Origin of the sequence: Mesorhizobium neociceri (genome assembly GCF_013520985.1) — a bacterium.
GTDB lineage: Bacteria > Pseudomonadota > Alphaproteobacteria > Rhizobiales > Rhizobiaceae > Mesorhizobium > Mesorhizobium neociceri.
This window is the reverse complement of record NZ_JACDTY010000001.1, coordinates 477,294-495,738: the sequence shown is the minus strand read 5'-3', so window position 1 is coordinate 495,738 and position 18,445 is coordinate 477,294. Positions and strand designations below refer to the sequence as shown.

15 protein-coding genes are annotated in these 18,445 nt (G+C 64.2%); 7 read left to right on the top strand and 8 right to left on the bottom strand.

Translation table 11 applies throughout. The features are described from left to right. Window positions 1–43: 43 nt before the first annotated feature. On the top strand, window positions 44–241 hold the full coding sequence (locus tag H0241_RS02220; RefSeq protein ID WP_013531006.1) for a hypothetical protein: 198 nt from the start codon (window positions 44–46) through the stop codon (window positions 239–241). 47 nt (window positions 242–288) lie between these two features. Here the strand turns inward: H0241_RS02220 and H0241_RS02215 are convergent, their stop codons facing one another. Continuing rightward, complete coding sequence (locus tag H0241_RS02215; RefSeq protein ID WP_181055796.1) at window positions 289–1,194, bottom strand: dienelactone hydrolase family protein; 906 nt, start codon at window positions 1,192–1,194, stop codon at window positions 289–291. A gap of 455 nt (window positions 1,195–1,649) precedes the next feature. Between H0241_RS02215 and H0241_RS02210 the strand changes: the two genes are divergently transcribed. Both H0241_RS02210 and H0241_RS02205 read left to right on the top strand, forming a co-directional pair. Next, window positions 1,650–2,081: a hypothetical protein gene (locus tag H0241_RS02210; protein WP_181055795.1), complete on the top strand. Its 432-nt coding sequence runs from the start codon at window positions 1,650–1,652 to the stop codon at window positions 2,079–2,081. Window positions 2,082–2,475: 394 nt separating this feature from the next. Then, window positions 2,476–4,551 carry a putative bifunctional diguanylate cyclase/phosphodiesterase gene (locus tag H0241_RS02205; protein ID WP_181055794.1) on the top strand — a complete coding sequence of 692 codons (2,076 nt, stop codon included), beginning with the start codon at window positions 2,476–2,478 and terminating at the stop codon, window positions 4,549–4,551. Window positions 4,552–4,570: 19 nt separating this feature from the next. Here the strand turns inward: H0241_RS02205 and H0241_RS02200 are convergent, their stop codons facing one another. Next, window positions 4,571–6,886, bottom strand: a complete 2,316-nt coding sequence (locus H0241_RS02200) for a glucose/quinate/shikimate family membrane-bound PQQ-dependent dehydrogenase (RefSeq protein ID WP_181055793.1) — start codon at window positions 6,884–6,886, stop codon at window positions 4,571–4,573. Between the two features lie 198 nt (window positions 6,887–7,084). On the opposite strand from H0241_RS02200, the gene H0241_RS02195 reads away from it, so the two are divergent. Further along, window positions 7,085–7,261, top strand: coding sequence for a hypothetical protein (locus H0241_RS02195; RefSeq protein ID WP_235983878.1), 177 nt, complete (start codon window positions 7,085–7,087; stop codon window positions 7,259–7,261). A gap of 139 nt (window positions 7,262–7,400) precedes the next feature. Further along, window positions 7,401–10,157: an ATP-dependent helicase gene (locus tag H0241_RS02190; protein ID WP_181055792.1), complete on the top strand. Its 2,757-nt coding sequence runs from the start codon at window positions 7,401–7,403 to the stop codon at window positions 10,155–10,157. Window positions 10,158–10,177: 20 nt separating this feature from the next. On the opposite strand, the gene H0241_RS02185 is transcribed toward H0241_RS02190, so the two are convergent. The 5 genes from H0241_RS02185 to H0241_RS02165 form a co-directional block, all read right to left on the bottom strand. Continuing rightward, window positions 10,178–11,218, bottom strand: coding sequence for an ABC transporter permease (locus tag H0241_RS02185; RefSeq protein WP_181055791.1), 1,041 nt, complete (start codon window positions 11,216–11,218; stop codon window positions 10,178–10,180). Then, on the bottom strand, window positions 11,215–12,012 hold the full coding sequence (locus tag H0241_RS02180; protein WP_181055790.1) for an ATP-binding cassette domain-containing protein: 798 nt from the start codon (window positions 12,010–12,012) through the stop codon (window positions 11,215–11,217). The genes H0241_RS02185 and H0241_RS02180 overlap by 4 nt, the downstream gene beginning before the upstream one ends. An 86-nt stretch (window positions 12,013–12,098) precedes the next feature. Further along, window positions 12,099–13,112: a substrate-binding domain-containing protein gene (locus H0241_RS02175; RefSeq protein WP_181055789.1), complete on the bottom strand. Its 1,014-nt coding sequence runs from the start codon at window positions 13,110–13,112 to the stop codon at window positions 12,099–12,101. A gap of 99 nt (window positions 13,113–13,211) precedes the next feature. Next, complete coding sequence (locus H0241_RS02170) at window positions 13,212–14,120, bottom strand: sugar phosphate isomerase/epimerase family protein (RefSeq protein ID WP_181055788.1); 909 nt, start codon at window positions 14,118–14,120, stop codon at window positions 13,212–13,214. Continuing rightward, window positions 14,117–15,148, bottom strand: a complete 1,032-nt coding sequence (locus H0241_RS02165; protein WP_181055787.1) for a Gfo/Idh/MocA family protein — start codon at window positions 15,146–15,148, stop codon at window positions 14,117–14,119. Before H0241_RS02165 ends, H0241_RS02170 begins: the two co-directional genes overlap by 4 nt. 194 nt (window positions 15,149–15,342) lie before the next feature. On the opposite strand from H0241_RS02165, the gene H0241_RS02160 reads away from it, so the two are divergent. Further along, window positions 15,343–16,368: a LacI family DNA-binding transcriptional regulator gene (locus H0241_RS02160; protein ID WP_181055786.1), complete on the top strand. Its 1,026-nt coding sequence runs from the start codon at window positions 15,343–15,345 to the stop codon at window positions 16,366–16,368. Window positions 16,369–16,396: 28 nt separating this feature from the next. Here the strand turns inward: H0241_RS02160 and H0241_RS02155 are convergent, their stop codons facing one another. Further along, on the bottom strand, window positions 16,397–16,711 hold the full coding sequence (locus H0241_RS02155) for a ferritin family protein (protein WP_181055785.1): 315 nt from the start codon (window positions 16,709–16,711) through the stop codon (window positions 16,397–16,399). A 220-nt stretch (window positions 16,712–16,931) separates the two neighbouring features. Here H0241_RS02155 and H0241_RS02150 point away from each other — a divergent pair, with 220 nt between their 5' ends. Next, entirely contained in the window at window positions 16,932–18,413 is a 1,482-nt protein-coding gene (locus tag H0241_RS02150; RefSeq protein WP_181055784.1) for an esterase-like activity of phytase family protein, read from the top strand. The last annotated feature ends 32 nt before the right edge of the window (window positions 18,414–18,445 follow it).

Below are 18,445 nucleotides of genomic sequence, written 5' to 3'. Positions count from 1 at the left end.
GTTGCGATGCAGGCGGCGGGCACAGGCGGTTCGAGGAACGTGCATGAAAACCGACATCAAGGTCGAAGTGGACAGGCTGGCTGCCGATCCGCGCATCACCGACTATGATTTCTGGCGCTCGTTGAAGAACGTCAACAACGAGATCTTCCACATCGCCAACAACAACGAGCCGATCCCCTTCGACATGATCCGCTGGCGTGCCATCCTGAAGCAGGCGCGCATGAAACGCGGCCACGCCTGACGTCGGCCTGCACCGCCCTCATTGCCCGCCGGGCGTTGACTGGTCGACTAAGCCAGCTTCTCCTTCAGGAAAGCGATCGTCCTGCCCCAGGCCAGATCGGCGGCCTTCTTGTCGTAGCGCGCGGCTGACGTGTCGTTGTTGAAGGCGTGATTGACGCCGTCATAGACATAGACCGTGTATTCGACATGGGCAGCGTCGAGTGCCTTCTTGTAGGCATCGATGCCGGCGTCGATGCGCTCGTCGAGTCCGGCATAGTGCAACAACAGCGCCGCCTTGATCTTCGCCGCATCCTCGGCCTTCGGCTGTATGCCGTAATAGGCGACGCCGGCTGAGAGATCGGGCGCGTTGACGGCCAGCGTATTGACCGTGCCGCCGCCCCAGCAGAAGCCGACCGCGCCGACCTTGCCATTGCCGTCCTTCTCGCCCTTGAGATAGGCGATGGTCGCCAGGCCGTCGGCGGTAACCTGGCTGGCGTCGAGCTTGGTGAACATGTCGCGCGCCTTGTCTTCGTCAGCGGGCGTGCCGCCAAGCGGCGACAGGAAATCCGGCGCCAGCGCCACGAAACCTTCCAGCGCCACGCGCCGCGCAATGTCCCTGATATGCGGGTTGAGACCCCTGTTCTCGTGCACCACGATGACGGTGCCGAGCTTGCCGGACTGATCCACCGGCTTGACCAGATAGCCCTTCATCTCGCCGCTGCTGCCGGGATAGGTAATGTCTTCGGCCTTCACCCGCGGATCGTCGTCGGCGACAACAGCCGCCTGCGCCGAATTCGCCGCCAGCAGCGGTGCGATCGCGGCGGCCGCGGCGCCCGACCCGGCAAGCCTGGTCAGCTGCTCCATGAAGCGGCGGCGGTCGAGCGTCAGATGCGTGTATTCGTCATAGGCGTCGATCATCGCCTGGGTGATGGCGGGGTTAGCAGACTTGGCGGCTTCGGCGGTGGGTTTCGTCATGGCGTGCTCCTCGCTAGGAGATGACCTTTCTGTCATTCCGGGATGACCTTGCGGGTCACTCAGAGATGACCTCGCGGATCAAGATAGGGTGCAAGCTCGCACGGTCCAGTCACGGGTGAGTGACGCTCCCTCCGCGAAGCAATATCGCGCGGCTGGCCCTGAGCAATTCGCCAGACTGTCATCACATTTTGGTCATTTCAGAGAATGTTGATGGTGCCGCCACAATATGAGGTGAAGCTGACTGTGGGTTCGCCTGTCGCGGCGGGCCTGACGAAAAGGAACAACGCCATGACCTTGTCCACTCCGATCCTTTTAAGCGCACTCGTCCTTGCGGGCGCGGCCTTGCTGGCCCTGCGCTCCGCCGCTTCCGCGGCCGCTGCGCGGATGGTGAAGGTCCGGGTCGATAGGCGTCGTTCGAAAACCCGATAACCGACAGCAACACCGAGGGGAATACCATGGACGCCCGGAGCATCGTGAACACCGTCGCTGAGAAAGCCGGCCTCGATCAGGCCGTAACGGAAAAGGTCGTCGGCACCATCTTCTCGGTTCTCGAGCATGAAGCCGAAGGCACCGCAGCCTCGTCATTCTTCGCCAAGATACCGGGCGCCGATGCGCTGGCGCAGAAATATGATGTCATGGCGGCAGCGCCGGCTGGTGGCGGTGGCTTCCTGTCGTCGCTGCAGGGTGCGCTTGGCGGCGTGCTCGGCGAAAAGACAGGCGCGCTGATCAACGGCGTCGCCGCGTTGAAAGCCTCCGGCCTCGACATGGCGCAGATCCAGAAGGCCGGCGCAACGCTGGTCCAGCAGGCAGAAGTCGCCGCAGGGCCGGAGCTGACCAACGAAGTGCTGGGCTCGGTGCCCAGCCTTAAAGGCCATCTCGGGCTCTGATCGCGCCTTCCCTCTGCAGACATGATCCAGCGCAGCGTGGCACTTTGATCGATCGGTCGGTGTAAAGGCTGCCCGGCCGATATACAGTCCTGCGGGCGCCTCAAAGCACCACCAGAAATATCGATATAATTGTGCTTTCGAAATTATTCTACACTTTCTGGAAACCATGCATCGAGACGCGCAAGCGCCGGCGAATGCAATTAACCACCTATTAGAAGTTGAACCCCAGGGTTGGGTTTATCGGCAACCGCGTTTTGGGGGCGGCTGCCTTCTCGCCTTTGTCACCCCCTGCTCGAACTGGGCATGTCAGCCGTTCACGGACGGCACCGGGCGGCGGATTGATCGAGGCGGAAGGCGCGGCACCTCCGCCAAAAGCGAAGAAGGCGTCACGATCATGATGCGCGTCATCTCCTGTGTGACAATGGAGCACAACCTTTGGCTGGTGCTTGTCGCGGCGCTGGTCTGCAGCGCCGGCTCATGGGCGACGATCAGGCTTTTCCTGCGTGCCAACGAAGCCTCCGGCCTGCAACAGATCGGCTGGCATTTCCTGACCTCGGTCTGTGCGGGATCTTCGATCTGGTGCACGCATTTCGTCGCCATGCTGGCCTACGATCCAGGTGCGCCCGTCGCCTTCGATCCGGTGTTGACGATCGCCTCGCTGTTCATCGCCATGGCGGGCACCGCCGCCGGCTTCATCGCCGCAACGGCCCGTGCTCCAGGCATTGCCCCCTCCGTCGGCGGCATCATCGTCGGGCTGGCCATCTCCGGCATGCACTACACCGGCATGGCCGCCTACCATGTCGACGGCCTGGTCGAATGGGACATGACCTATCTCGTCGTCTCGATCGTGTTGTCGGCGGTCTTTGCCTGCCTAGCGATCAACGTCGCATTGAACGAGCGCTTATCCGGCCACAAATACTGGGCCGCGACGATCCTGGTGGTGGCCATCGTCAGCCTGCATTTCACCGCCATGGCGGCGGTCAAAGTGACACCGCTGGCCCTGCGCGGCGACTACACCGATCCTGCTGCCTTGCGGGCCATGGCGCTTGGCGTTGCCGTGGCCGGATTGATCATTATCGGCACCGGTCTCGCCAGCTATCTGATCGATGATCGCACGCGCTCCGACACCTTTCGGCGCCTGCATCATCTGGCGATGAACGATGCGCTCACCGGCCTGCCGAACCGGGCCAACTTCAACGACTATCTCGACCGTGAGATCGACCGCGCAAAAGAGCTCGGTTGCAAGGTGGCGGTAGTCGGCATCGATCTCGACCGTTTCAAGGAAATCAACGACCTCTGGGGTCACGGCGCCGGCGATCTGGCCCTCAAAACGCTGGCGGGACGTATGAGTGCGCTTCTGCAGGAAGGCGAATTCGTCGCGCGTCTCGGGGGCGATGAGTTTGCCGGCATAAAACGCATGAAGGGCCAGTCGGACCTCGTGGACTTCGTGTCGCGGCTGGAGGCAGCGCTGTCTGCGCCGCTCAGGATCGCCGACTTCGAGACAGCAACCGGTGCCAGCCTCGGGGTCGCGATCTATCCCAATGACGCGCTCAACAGGGAAGCGCTCGTCAACAATGCCGACCTGGCAATGTATCGCGCCAAGGCCAACGTGACGCGGACCGTCTGTTTTTACGAACAGGCCATGGACGAGGCCGTCCGTGCCAACCGCACCCTGGCCAACGATCTGCGCGACGCGGTGGAAAACGGACAACTCGACCTGCATTATCAGGTGCAAACCTCGGTCCTGACCGGTGACATCAGAGGCTATGAAGCGCTGCTGCGCTGGAAGCACCCGACGCGCGGCAATATTCCCCCGCTCGAGTTCATTCCGCTGGCCGAGGAAAACGGTCTCATTTTGCCGGTCGGCGAATGGGTTCTGCGCACCGCTTGCAGGGAGGCCGCCTCATGGGAGCATCCATACAAGGTGGCGGTCAATCTCTCCCCGGTCCAGTTCGCTCATGCCGACCTGCCGAAACTCATTCATGAAATCCTGATCGAGACGGGCCTGCGGCCAAGCCGGCTGGAGCTGGAAATCACCGAATCCACCATCATCGCCGACAAGAACCGCACCTTGAACATCTTGCGGCGGATCAAGGCGCTGGGCGTCACCATCGCCATCGACGATTTCGGCACCGGCTATTCGTCGTTGGAAACGCTGCGCGCCTTCCCCTTCGACAAGATCAAGCTTGATCGCTCGTTCATGTCCGAGGTCGAGACCAGCCCGCAGGCCAAGGCCATCATCCGCGCCGTGCTGGCGCTCGGCCAGAGCCTCGATATCCCGGTGCTGGCCGAAGGCGTCGAGACGCAAAGCCAGCTGTCGATCCTGCGCGCCGAAGGCTGCAACGAGGCGCAAGGCTTCCTTCTCGGCCGGCCGGCGCCCTTCGGCGAGATCTTCGCGCTGGCGCAAGGTGGCGAAACCGTCTTTGCGATCAAGGTGTTGCCGGCGCTGCCCGCACGGGCAGTCGCCTGAGAAACTCGCACCTCCGCCCTTACTTCGGCAGCGTATACGCCATCACATAATCGCCCGGCTTGGTGCCGACCGAGCCGTGGCCGCCGGCGACGATGACCACGAACTGGCGGCCATCGGCGACCGTGTAGGTCATCGGCGTCGACTGCCCGCCGGCGGGCAACCTGGCCTGCCAGAGCTGCTTGCCTGACGTCACATCATAGGCGCGCAGATAGTCGTCAACCGCCGCACCCAGGAAGGCGACGCCACCCGCGGTGATCATCGGCCCGCCAATGCCGGGCACGCCGACTTTCAGCGGCAAGGGCAACGGCGTCATGTCGTAGATGGTGCCGTTGCGGTGCTTGTAGGCGATCTTGCCGGTCCTGAGATCCGCTCCCGCGACATAGCCCCATGGCGGCGCCTGGCAGGGAATTCCGAGCGGCGACAGGAACGGCCCCATCACCACCGCATAGGGCGCGCCCTCATTGCGATTAAGCCCTTGCTCGCTGCCCTTGGTGTTGTCGCCCGGCGCCGGCACATCCGCGCGCGGCACAAGCCTGGAGGTGAAGGCGAGATAGGTCGGCATGCCGAACATCACCTGGCGGACTGGATCGACGGCGACGCCGCCCCAGTTGAAGACGCCGAAATTGCCGGGATAGATAAGCGAGCCCTGCACCGAAGGCGGGGTATAGCGGCCTTCGTAGCGCAGCTTCTTCAGTTCGATGCGGCAGGCCAGTTGGTCGAACATGGTGATGCCCCACATGTCGGCGCCGGTCAGCGGCTTCGGATTGAAGGACAGATCCGAAGACGGCTGCGTCGGTGAGGTGTGGTCGCCCTCGATCGCGCCGCCCGGCGCCGGCGCTTCCTTGACCGGAATGATTGGTTCGCCGCTGCGCCGGTCGAGCACATAGAGATCGCCCTGCTTGGTTGGCCCGACCAGCCCCGGCACCACGCCGGCGGCGGTGGTGATATCGACCAGCGTCGGCTGCGCCGGTACGTCCATGTCCCAGAGGTCGTGATGCACGGTCTGCCGCACCCAGCGCAGTTGCCCGGTGGCGACATCGAGCGCGGTGATCGACGAGGAAAACTTCTCGACATTGGCGCTGCGCCCGGCGCCGAGCTGGTCCGGCGTCTGGTTGCCGAGCGGCACATAGAGCAGGCCGAGCTTCTCGTCGGCGCTCGGCGTCGACCACATGTTGGGCGAGTTGGCGGTGTAGGTCTGGCCCGCCGCCAAGGGCGTCGTCTGGTCCGGATTGCCGGAATCCCAGTTCCACACCAGGGCGCCGGTTTCGACACCGAAAGCGCGGATGACGCCGGACGGTTCCTGCGTCGAATAATTGTCGTTGACCGCGCCGCCGACGATGATTTTGCCGGCAACGATCAACGGCGCCGAGGTCGAATAATAATAGCCCGACTTCGGGTATGGCATGTTGGTCAACAGGTTGAGCGTGCCGGCTTCGGCGAAGGACGGGCAGACCTGGCCGTTGGCGGCATCAAGCGCGATCAGCCGCGCATCCGAGGTCGGCAGATAGACGCGCGCCGCACAGGGCTGGCCAGCCGCGATCTTGGCATCCGCATAATAGGATACGCCGCGGCAAGTCTGGTGCTGGCGGTCCTTGTCGAGCTTGACCTTGGGATCAAAGCGCCATTTCTCCTTGCCGGTCGCCGCATCGATGGCGATGGCGAAATTATGCGGCGTGCAGATGTAGAGCGCATCGCCGATCTTCAGCGGCGTCACCTGATAGGTGGTCTCGCCGATGTCGTCCGGACCCTTGACGTCACCGGTCTGGTAGGTCCAGGCCGGCTGCAGCTTGGCGACGTTGTCCGGCGTGATCTGGTCAAGCGGCGAATAGCGCTGGCCATAGGGCGTGCGGCCATAGAAGTGCCATTCGCCGGGAGGCACATTGCCGCCGAGATCGGCGGTCGGCGTCACCTTGTCAGCGCTGAGGTCGCCGGCGATGTCCTTGGGATCGGCGGTCATCGAATAGCCGGCGACCGCGAGCGATGCGAGCACCGCCAGGATGAGCGGCGCGCGCGCGTCGGGGCCGGTGAGGCCCCGCCTTGCCCATGGCGTCAGCAGCCACAGAGCGAGAAGCACGATGACGCCGCCGCGCGGGCCGAGTTCCCACCAATCGAATCCGATTTCCCACACCGCCCAGGCCAGCGTGCCGATCACGATCGCCGCGTAAAGCCACAGCGCCGTCGACTTGCGCCGGAAGAGCAGCCAGGCGGTGATCAGGAAGGCGAGACCGGTGATGACATAGTACCAGCTGCCGCCCAGCATCGCGAGCCGGATGCCGCCGCCGCCAAGTGCCAGGCCGATGAGGAACAGGATGAGGGAGGTGAGGACGACAGCCAAGATGATACTCCTTCGACTGATGCGCGTTCCGCGACGCGGCCATGGGCAGCCGGCATCCCGTCCCTGCCCCCGAGGGTACAACTTTCTCCCGCCCGCCGTGCCTGTCAAGCAAGGCTGACCGCACAGGTTGAGAACAAACCTTGCTTTTGCCCTCTCGCCTCAGCTTAGCGCTGCAGCACATCCATGAGATTTTGACCGGTGGCACGCTGGACATGTGCAACGACCATCTCGGTCGGCACCTGGGCGATCGGCCTCTATGTCTGTGGCCTGCATTTCCAGCACTCGACCTCGTCCATCATGATCCATGGCGCGGCGCGAGATGCCGGCTACGTCGCCGACAAAATCGCCGAGCGGATGCGGGCAGCAGCCAAGTAGGCCGGGCGAGAGGTTTTGCACAGGCTGTCGGGCGCCGGGGCGATAATATTCGCACGGCGCCCGGGAATCTGGCTTCCAAACCGGAACAAAACGTAGACACTTCTGGTCTTTCGCCGCCGAATCACTACATTCGGGGGCGATGTCCGGCTTTTCGGAAGACATGCCCTTCTTTGACGAACCCAATGCGCGGCCCGCGGCCCCGTCGGGCATAGCCGCGCGCGCCATGGCCGCCCGCAGCGGCCACAACAGCGCGCCCGATTATCTCAGCGGCCTCAACCCGGAGCAGCGGCTGGCGGTCGAAACCACCGAGGGCCCGGTCCTGGTGCTGGCCGGCGCCGGCACCGGCAAGACGCGCGTGCTGACGACCCGCATCGCTCACATCCTCGCCACCGGCAGGGCCTTCCCGTCGCAGATCCTGGCCGTGACCTTCACCAACAAGGCCGCGCGCGAGATGAAGCAGCGCATCGGCCATCTCGTCGGCGAGGCCGTCGAGGGCATGCCGTGGCTCGGCACCTTCCACTCGATCGGCGTCAAGCTGTTGCGCCGCCATGCCGAGCTGGCCGGGCTGAAATCCGATTTCACCATCCTCGACACCGACGATGTCGTGCGGCTGATCAAGCAGCTGATCCAGGCCGAGGGCCTCGACGACAAGCGCTGGCCGGCCAAGCAGTTCGCGCAGATGATCGACGGCTGGAAGAACAAGGGGCTCGGCCCTGCCGACATTCCCGAAGGCGACGCGCGCAGCTTCGCCAACGGCAAGGGCCGCGAGCTCTACAAGGCCTATCAGGAGCGGCTACAGACGCTGAACGCCTGCGACTTCGGCGATCTCCTGTGCCATCCGATCCGCATCTTCCGCGCCAACCCGGATGTGCTCAAGGAATACCACAAGCGCTTCAAATACATCCTGGTCGACGAATACCAGGACACCAACACCGCGCAATACATGTGGCTGCGCTTGCTGGCGCAAAGACCGGAAGGTGTGGGAAAAAGCGCGAACGTCGGCGGCAAGCCGATCTCCCCCCAAGTGGGGGAGATGTCCGGCAGGACAGAGGGGGGCGCGAAGGATCGCGGCGTCTCCGATAATCAGAACGAAAATGCCGGCGGGACAGCGCCCCCCTCTGTCGGCTCCGCCGACATCTCCCCCACAAGGGGGGAGATTGGGCGTTCTTCGGCCGAAGCCCGCGCCACGGTAAATATCTGCTGCGTTGGCGACGACGACCAGTCCATCTATGGCTGGCGTGGCGCGGAGGTCGACAACATCCTGCGCTTCGACAAGGATTTTCCGGGCGCCACCATCATCCGGCTGGAGCGCAACTATCGCTCGACCGCGCACATCCTCGGCACCGCCTCGCACCTCATCGCCCACAATGAGGGCCGTTTCGGCAAGACGCTGTTCACCGAAAAGGTGGCAGAGGACGACGAGAAGGTGCATGTCCACGCCGCCTGGGATTCCGAGGAGGAGGCGCGGGCCGTCGGCGAAACCATCGAGACCTACCAGCGCGCCAAGCACAATCTCAACGACATGGCCATTCTTGTCCGCGCCTCGTTCCAGATGCGCGAGTTCGAAGACCGCTTTGTCACGCTCGGCCTCAACTACCGCGTCATCGGCGGCCCGCGCTTCTATGAGCGCATGGAAATCCGCGATGCGCTGGCCTTCTTCCGCGTCGTCGCGCAAGGCGCCGACGACCTTGCCTTCGAGCGCATCGTCAATGTGCCGAAGCGTGGCCTTGGCGAAGCCACCATCCGCCAGATCCACGATACCGCGCGTGCGCTGCGCATTCCAATGCTGGAGGCCGCGGCCAAGCTCGCAGAAAGCGACGAGCTGAAGCCCAAGCCGCGCGCGGCCCTGCGCGAAGTCGCCGCCAATTTCGAGCGCTGGCAGAAGGCGCTGGAAACCACACCGCACACCGAGCTCGCCGAGACCATTCTCGAGGAGAGCGGTTATACCGACATGTGGAAGAACGACCGTTCGGTCGAAGCGCCGGGACGGCTGGAGAATCTGAAAGAACTGATCCGCTCCATGGAGGAATACGAGTCGCTGCGCTCCTTCCTCGAACATGTCGCCCTGGTCATGGACGCCGAGCAGAACGCCGAGCTCGACGCCGTCAACATCATGACGCTGCATTCGGCAAAAGGTCTCGAATTCGAGACCGTGTTTCTCCCCGGCTGGGAGGAAGGTCTGTTCCCGCATCAGCGCGCGCTCGATGAAGGCGGCCGCTCCGGCCTGGAGGAAGAGCGGCGCCTCGCCTATGTCGGGCTGACCCGCGCCAAGAAGAACCTGCATCTGTGGTTCGTCTCCAACCGCCGCATCCACGGCCTGTGGCAGTCGACCATCCCGTCGCGGTTCCTCGAAGAGTTGCCGAACGCCCATGTCGAGATCGCCGAAAGCGGCAACAGCTATGGCGGTTACGGCAATTCCTATGGCGGCGGTTCTTTTGCATCTGGCCGTGGCGGCCAGGGGGCAGGAAGACAGAACCCCTATGGCGCCTCACGTTTCGACAATGTCGGCGCCAACACCGGCAGCGCGGAAAAATCCGGCGCCTTCTCTAACACCTATGCCACGCCCGGCTGGCAGCGGGCGCAGGCCAATCGCACCGAGGCCACCGACCGCAACTGGGGCTCGCGCTCCGGCCACCAGGTCGAGCGCATCGGCTATGGCGAGACCGACTCCGGCTACGGCGCCGGCCGAACCTCGGTCAAAGGCCGTACCATAGACGGCGAACTGGTCGCCAAATCCGTCGCCGACACGCCGTCGCCCTTCAGTGTCGGCGACCGCGTCTTCCACCAGAAATTCGGCAACGGCAACATTTCCAACATCGAAGGCAACAAGCTGACCATCGACTTCGACAAGGCCGGCCAGAAACGCGTGCTGGACGGGTTCGTCGCGGCGGTGTGATCCGCCTTAGGTGGCTGCCCTCACCTATACCTCGCCTGGTTCCACTTGTGCCCCAGCAGCGACAGGATGATGATCAGGCCGTTGAAGAACTGCACGTAGAAGCCGCTCAGGCCCGCTGCCACGACGCCGGTCTGGATGAACGACACGGTGACCGCGCCGATCGCTCCACCGGCAACCGTGCCGATACCGCCCCAGGTCGGCGTGCCGCCGACGAACACCGAGGCCAGCACCGGCAGGAGATAGCCGTCGCCGGCCGTCGGCCACCAGGTGAAGTTGATCATCACCGAGAAGGTGCCGGCGATCGCCGCGCCGATACCGACGAAGACGAACACTTTCACCCGCACGCGCTTGACGTCGATGCCCATCTGCTGGGCGCTGTCGGGATTGTCGCCGACCACCCTCACCTGCGCGCCGAAGCGATGGCGGTTGTACAGCATTGCCGACAAAACGACGAAGGCGAAGGCCCAGAAGATCTGCACTGGGAAGCCCCACACCTGGCTGGAAAAGATGGCATAGGCCCAGCTGTCACTGAGACCGGTCAGCGCTGTCGACTTGCCTTCGTTGATGATCTGGATCAGGCCGCGTAGCAGGAAATTCATGCCGAGCGTGGCAATCAGCGACGACAGCCCGCCATAGACAACCAGCGACCCGACCAGGAAGCCGAGCAGTGTGCCGGTGAGAACCGCGGCGGCAATGCCGAGGAACGGATCGTAGCCGGCCTGCACCACCAGCGCGAACACCCAGGAGGCAAAACCCATCGTTGCCGGAAACGACAAGTCGATCTCGCCGCAGGTGACGACGAAGACCAGCGGCACCACCACGAACAGCGCAACGGGAAGCGTCGTCAGCACGGATCTGTAGAGATACCAGGTGGTGAAGACAGTCGGGTTGGCGATCAGGAACGCCGCCATCATGACGATGAACACGACGAGCGTGCCGAGCGCGGCGCGATTGTCGAGGACGAAGCCGCGCAGCCAGTGGTCGGACGGGTGCTTCCACTCTGTCCGGGCTGCCTCGCCGCCAAGCGGGCTCTTCAGATCAGGTTCCATGGTCTTGCTCATCGTGCTGCCCTCCCCGCGTCGGCGGCCCCGTGCAGCCCGGGCAATCCGCCGGGGTGTGCGACATCTTCCATGAAGTTGATGAGATCCTCCGCCGACTTGACCTCGGTGCGATCGGCGGTCAGCGCCACCTTGCCGCGGTCCATCACCACGAAGCGGTCGGCAATGTCGAAGACGTGGTGGATGTTGTGGCCGATGAACAGGATCGAGCGGCCGCTCGCCCGCACCTGGCGCACGAAATGAAACACCTTGGCGGTCTCGGTCAGCGACAGCGCCGTCGTCGGCTCGTCGAGGATGATCAGCTCGGCCTGCTTGTAGATGGCGCGTGCGATCGCCACGCCCTGGCGTTCGCCGCCCGACAGCTGGCCGACGATCGAATGCGGCGTGAACACCTTCGAGGTGAAGCCGATCTCGCGCATCAGCCTGCTCGCCTCCTCGATTTCCTTGTTAACCCTCAGAAAGCCCATGAAGCCGGTGAGTTCACGGCCCATGAAGATGTTGCGCACGATGGTCTGTTGCACCGCCAGCGCCCGGTCCTGGAACACCGTCTCGATGCCGGCGTCGCGCGAGCGTGCTGCACTCCAGCCGGTCACCGGCTTGCCGCGCACCAGAATCTCGCCGCTGGTCGGCTTGACCACGCCGGACAGAATCTTGATCAGCGTCGACTTGCCGGCGCCATTGTCGCCAATCAGGCCGACGACCTCGCCGCGGTCAACCGAGAGATTAACCCCGCCCAGCGCATAGACCTGACCGTAGGATTTGCTGATGTCGCGCAGTTCGATGATGCGTTCGGCCATGGCCATCCTCGCTAAATTGTCGCTTGCCGGCATTCTCGCCGGCGGTCCTGCCGGCCGGGCCTGGGCCCGGCCGACAGCTTGGGAGGTTAGCGCAGCGCCTGCTTGGCGAGCTCGGCGACGATCTCGTAATTCTGCGGCGTGACGAAGCCCGCACCGGTGTCGACATTCATCGGCGCCAGGCCCAGCACCACCTGCTGGCAAAGGCTGAGGATCGGCAGGTAGCCCTGCAGGAATGGCTGCTGGTCGGCGGTCAGCTGCACCCAGCCGCCCTTGAACGCCTCGACGATCTGCGGGCTGGTGTCGAAGCCGAAATTGAAGATGTCGCCGGGCTTCCTGCCCGCCGCCTGCATGTAGGTGGCGACATTGCCCAGCATCTGGCCGCCGGGATAGCCGACCGCCTTGACGTCTGGATTGTTGAGCAGAGCCGCGGTGATCACAGGTATCGCCAGGTTGGGGTCGGATGCCCATTCGCCGCTCGGCGGCGACGACAGCTGGATCACCTCGACGCCGGCCTCCTTCAGCGCGGCGACCGTGCCGCGCTCGCGCGCGCCGCGGGCCTCGTTTTCGAACGGGCCGATCATGATCGCCTTGTCGCCGGCCTTGAGCTTGCCGAGCTTGAACGCCTCGGCGCCGAGCGCGCGGCCCTGCTGCTCCTGCTGGGCGCCGACATAGCCGCCGCCGAACGCTTCCACCACCTTCGGCACCGGCACATTCTGGTACATCATCTTGATGCCGTCCTTGTGCGCCTGTTCGGCCAGCGGCATGATCGCGGCGTCGCCGGGATGGCCCATCATGGCGATACCGTTGGGCTTCACGGCGACGGCTTCGCGCAATTGCTGCACCATCTTCTCGACGTCCCACTGGGAGAAGATGTAGTCGACCTTAGGCCCGAGATCGGCCGCCGCCTGCTTGGCGCCATTATAGACGATGGTGCCGAAAGCGTCGCCCTCGGCGCCGCCGACGAAGAAGCGGATGTGGACATCCTTGCACCATTGGGCGTCGAGCGCGTGGGCCGGCAGAGTGGAGATGGCGGCGCAGAGCGCGGTGGCGGCGGCCACGACGGTCGAGCGCAGAAGTGTCGTTCTCATTGCGATGCTCATGCACGTTCCTCCCTTTTGTCCTCGGTGAGCCGAGGGGTTTTCGTCATTCGCTTTCAGCAAGTACTCAACGATTAGGCCGGCTCCTCCCGCCGGCCGCCGTCACGCCGGGTTCGGCAGGTAGGTCGCTCCTCCCCGGCATTGCTTGAGGTATTCCAGCCCGCGCAGCTGACCCGTGATTTCGAGGTCGCCGCGGTAGACAGGGTCGTGCCAGCCTTCGATGTCGATGGCGCCCTTGAAGCCGGCCAGCCGCAATTCGCTGATCACCCGTGTCCAGTCGCTGTCGCCAAAGCCCGGCGTGCGCATCTGCACGAAGGGCAGCCGGCCGAAGACGCCATGCTCGCGGATCACGTCCCAGCGCACGGTCGCGTCCTTGCCATGGACATGGAAGATGCGCGGCGCCCATTTGCGGATCTGCGGCATCGGATCGATGAGATAGACCAGCTGATGGCAGGGCTCCCATTCGAGACCCAGATTGTCGTCGGGCAATTCGTTGAACATCAGCTCCCAGGCATCGGGATTGTGGGCGATGTTCCAGTCGCCGGCGGCCCAGTTGCCGTCCATGGCGCAGTTTTCGAAGGCGATGCGCACGCCCTTGTCGGCGGCGCGTTTGGCCAGCGGACCCCACACCTCGCGAAAGCGCGGCAGGCTGTCGGTCAGCTTCTTGCCGCGCAGGCGGCCGGTGAAACCGCTGACCATCGAAGCGCCGAACAAATGCGCATTGTCGATCACCGTTTCCCAGGCCGCGAGCACGCCGCGATGGACCTCGCCATCCTCCAGCGGATTGCCGAACACGCCGATCGAGGACACGCTGACATCGGCATCGCCGATCGCCTCGCGAATCTCACCGGCCAGCCGCGGCAAATCCTTGCCGCCCAGCGTCTGCCAGAAGAAGGGTTGGATGCTCTCGAACCCGAGCGGCAGGATCTGCTTGATGTAGGCAGCCGGGTCGTCGAGATTGGCCCGCACCATGGTGCCGATCCGGATGTCGAGAAGCGGGTTTGGCGTCATGACGCTTCCTCTGCAATGGCGACGCGGCGTCCGGTCTCGGCGCTTTCGATAGCACCGAAAACCATGGCCAGGCTTTTGATATTGTCGGCGCCGCGCGTCTCCGGCTCGCTGCCGGTCTCGATGGCGTGGATGAAATCCCTGATGATGCCGAGATGGCCGCCGACGCGGTCGGCCGGATCGAGCGCCGGCACCTCGATGGCCTGCGTTTTGTCGAAAATCCCATCGCGGCCCGGCACCACGGCCTCCGCCTTCAACGCGTCGCTGCCGTCCCAGGTCAGGCTGCCGCGCTCGGCGACGATGCGCCAACTGCCTTCCCAGCTGGTGCGAAAACCGTCGGCGCACCAGGAGCCGGCATAGGTAAAAATCTTGCCGCCGCCGAGATCGAAGACGGCGCTAGCCGACGACCCCTGCCGGTACCAGGAATTGGCCGGCTCCCATTCCTGGCAATAGACGCCGGCGGGCTCCCCACCGACCATGTAGCGCGCGGCGTCGAATGTGTGGATCGCCATGTCGAGCAAGAGCACATGCGCCATTTCCTCGCGAAAGCCGCCGAAATGCGGCGCGACGAAGAAATCCGCGTGAATGCTGGTCGGTTTGCCGATAGCGCCGGAGTCGAGAAACCGCCTGATCCGCCTGACATTGGCGACATAGCGGCGGTTCTGCACCACGGCATGGACGCGCCCTGCCCGGCGCGCGGCCTCCACGATGGCGCGGGCATTTTCCGGGGTGTCGCCCAGCGGCTTTTCCGTCAGCAGATGGCAATTGTGGTCAAAGGCGGCAAAGGCAACATCGCGCCGGGCAGCGGGAACCACCACATCGAATACCGCTTGCGGTTTGGTCTGTTCGAGGACAGCTTCAAGATTGGTTCCGACGACGGCGCCATCAAGCCCGTATTCGCGTGCCCTCGCCTTCGCCCGTTCGGCGTCGAGATCGACAAGGCCGACAATGGCGAGCCCATCGATCTGCCTCGCGGCATCGAGCCAGGCCTTGCTCATCGCACCACAGCCGACGAGGACGGCATTCATCATCCGGCATTCCTCCCGTCCGGTCCCTCCAGACCGAATGTCACGGCATCCACGGCATCACCGTAAACGTTTTCCCGTAAACGTTTACGAGAACACACCCGATGGCGTAGAATGTCAATCGGCTGCCAGCAAAAATCATCCCGAAGCCTTGGCCTGAGCGGCAGCCGGTGCTAGCCAAGGCAGGGGGAGAACTGACCTTGGCGTCCAGCATCCATGACCTTGCGCGTCACCTGAACATTTCGATCGGCACCGTGTCGCGGGCGCTGAACGGCCGCGCTGACGTGAATGCCGACACCCGCCAGCGCGTGCTCGCCGCCGCCAAGCAGCTGAACTATTCGCCGAACCAGTCCGGCCGCAGCCTGCGGCAAGGCGCCACCCGTTCCATCGCCTTCATGCTGCAACCGCATCCCGGCGACCAGCAATATGGCGAACCGTTCTTCATCCCGTTCCTGACCGGTCTGCAGGCGCGGCTCGCCGAGTACGACCTGGATCTGATGGTCGTCATGGGTGAACCCGGCCAATATCAGCAGGAGAGGCTGCGCCGCGTGGTTGAGACGCGCCGGGCCGACGCGGTCGTGTTGGCCAATACACGGCGGAAAGACGATCGTATCGACTATCTCAGCAAGGCCGGCTTTCCCTTCGCCACGCTTGGCCGCAGTCAATCCGGCGGCGACACCTATCCTTCGCTCGATATCGATTTCGAGAGGGCGGGTGATGAAGCCGTCGACCGGCTGGTCGCGCGCGGCCACCGCCGCATTGCCGCCATCCGCCCTTCGCATGATCTCAACTTCGGCTACCTGTTCCTCGACGGCTACCGCAAGGCGCTGAAGCGGCACGGCATCGAAGTCGACCCCGGCCTGATCGCCGACGGCTTCATCAACGAGGCCGGAGGCTACCAGGTGACGCCGCGCGTGATGCTCTCCAAGGACCCGCCCACAGCCATCATCTTCAACAATGACGCAATGGCGCTCGGCGGCTGCAAGGCACTCGCCGAGATGGGCATCAGGCCCGGCCACGACATCGCGGTGATCGTCATCGTCGACACGCCGCTTTGCCGCTACTTTTCGCCCGCGCTGACCGCCTTCCGTCCGTCGCTGGAGCCGATGGGCCGGCGGCTGGCTGAAATGCTGCTGGCCTCGCTGCCGGCCTTCGCCGGACCCGAAGGCACACGCATCATCCGCGAAGTCTGGCCGCTGGAGCTGATCGCACGCGACAGCGATTGATCCGCCGCGCGACGTAGGCCGGTCGGCCTCAATCCACCTTCTTCTCGCCCTTCTCGCCGGCCTTGACGATATCACCCGTCGTGAACAGGATTTCCTTCAGTTCCGCCCGCCAGTCCTTCTTCTGGCGCAGCAGGAATTCGAGATCCATGCCGAAATGCTTGAACTCCTCGCCTTGCGCGCTCTTCATGATCGCCTTGGCCTGAGGATCCTTCTCCACCGACATGCGCTGCTCGTACCAGCCGATCGCCTCCGCTTCCTCGATCAGCGAGCTGATCATGCGGGCAAAAGTCCGCACCTTCTGCGTCAGTTCTTGCGGCGGTTCGTGATACTGATCGAAACCCATTTTCGTCCTCTCCTGATCCCCTGCCCTCGCCGATCGATCGGAAGCGGCGCCAGGGCTCGGCTGCAACGGATCAAGATCAGGAATGGTTCCCCAGCAGGTGGCCCCACCTGTCACGCAAGTATCATGTTCGCGTCCTAGACCGCTTTGCGAGAGGGCGACATCGTCGATGCGATGCGGGGCCCTTTGCGCCGCTCAAGGCTTTGTCACAAAGAGGATCTCCATGAAAATCTCGCACCGAACCGTGTCGCTCGGCGCCGCATTGGCGCTGTTTACCGCCCTGACCCCTGCCCTTGCCGACAGCACCGCCACCGTTGGCGGTGTCAGCTTTGTCAACAAGGGCCTGGTAGGCGTCGGCCGCATTCCGGCCGACCTGAAGGACAAGTTCGGCGAGACCTTCGGCTCCGGCTCCGGCATGTCGATCGACGCCGCAAGCTGGACGCATGACGCCAATGGCTACAAGGGTTCGCTCTGGCTGCTGCCGGATCGTGGCTACAATGTCGTCGGCACCACCGACTACCGGCCGCGCCTCAACACCATTGCTATCGAACTCACGCCGACCGCCCTGGGTGCTGCGCCCGCCGCCGGCCAGGAACAGACCGGCGTCAAGGCGACGCTGGCCGATTCCCTGCTTTTGACCGACGACAAGGGCGCCGACGCTACCGGCCTTGATCCGCTCAACGGCGTGCGCGCGGCGAGCGGCGAGCTGCCGATCCTCCCCGAGGCCAACGGCAAGCTGGCGCTCGACAATGAGGCGATCGCGCGGCTGCCCGACGGCACCATGTTCATCTCCGACGAATACGGCCCCAACATCTACCGCTTCTCGGCCGACGGCCATCTGATGTCGGCGACGCAGCCACCGGCCGCTTTGGTGCCGACGCGCAAGGGCAAGCCGAACTTCGCCTCCGACAATCCAGGCCCCGGTGCCGCCGAACCCGATCCGAAGGATCCCGAGACCGGCCGCCAGAACAACCAGGGCCTCGAAGGAATGGCGCTGACGCCGGACGGCAAGTCGCTGATCGCGGTGCTGCAGTCGGCGCCCCGCCAGGATGGCGGCGATTCCGGCGCGACGCGCCAGAACACCCGCGCGCTGGTCTATGATGCCTCCGACCCGGCTCACCTCAAGCTGGCGCACGAATATGTCGTGCCGCTGCCGGTGTTCAAGGACGACAAGGGCAAGACCAAGATCGCCGCGCAGAGCGAGATCGTCGCGCTCTCCGACAAGACCTTCCTGATGCTGGCGCGCGACAGCGGCAACGGCCAGGGCGTGAAGGGCGACACCTCGCTGGTGCGCCAGATCTTCGTCGTCGATGTCTCGGCCGCGACCGACATCGCCGGCGGCGCCTTCGATGCCGCCGACAAGCCGGTCGCGCCCAAGGGCGTCCTCGACCCCTCGGTGACCCCGGCCAAGCTGACGCCGTTCATCGACATCAACGACAACAAGGAACTCGGCCGCTTCGGCCTGCATGACGGCGCGCCGAACGACAAGAACAACCTGTCGGAGAAGTGGGAGGCGATGTCGGTGGTCAGCGTGCTCGATCCGGCGCTGCCCGATGACTATTTCCTGGTCGTCGGCAACGACAACGACTTCCTCGCCCAGGACGGTTTTCAGGTCGGCGCGCCCTACAAGGCCGAGGACGGCGCCGATGTCGACACGATGTTCCTGGTCTATCAGGTCACGCTGCCGGGCCTCGCCAAGAAGTAATCGAAGACAACAGACAGAAAAAAGCGGACGCG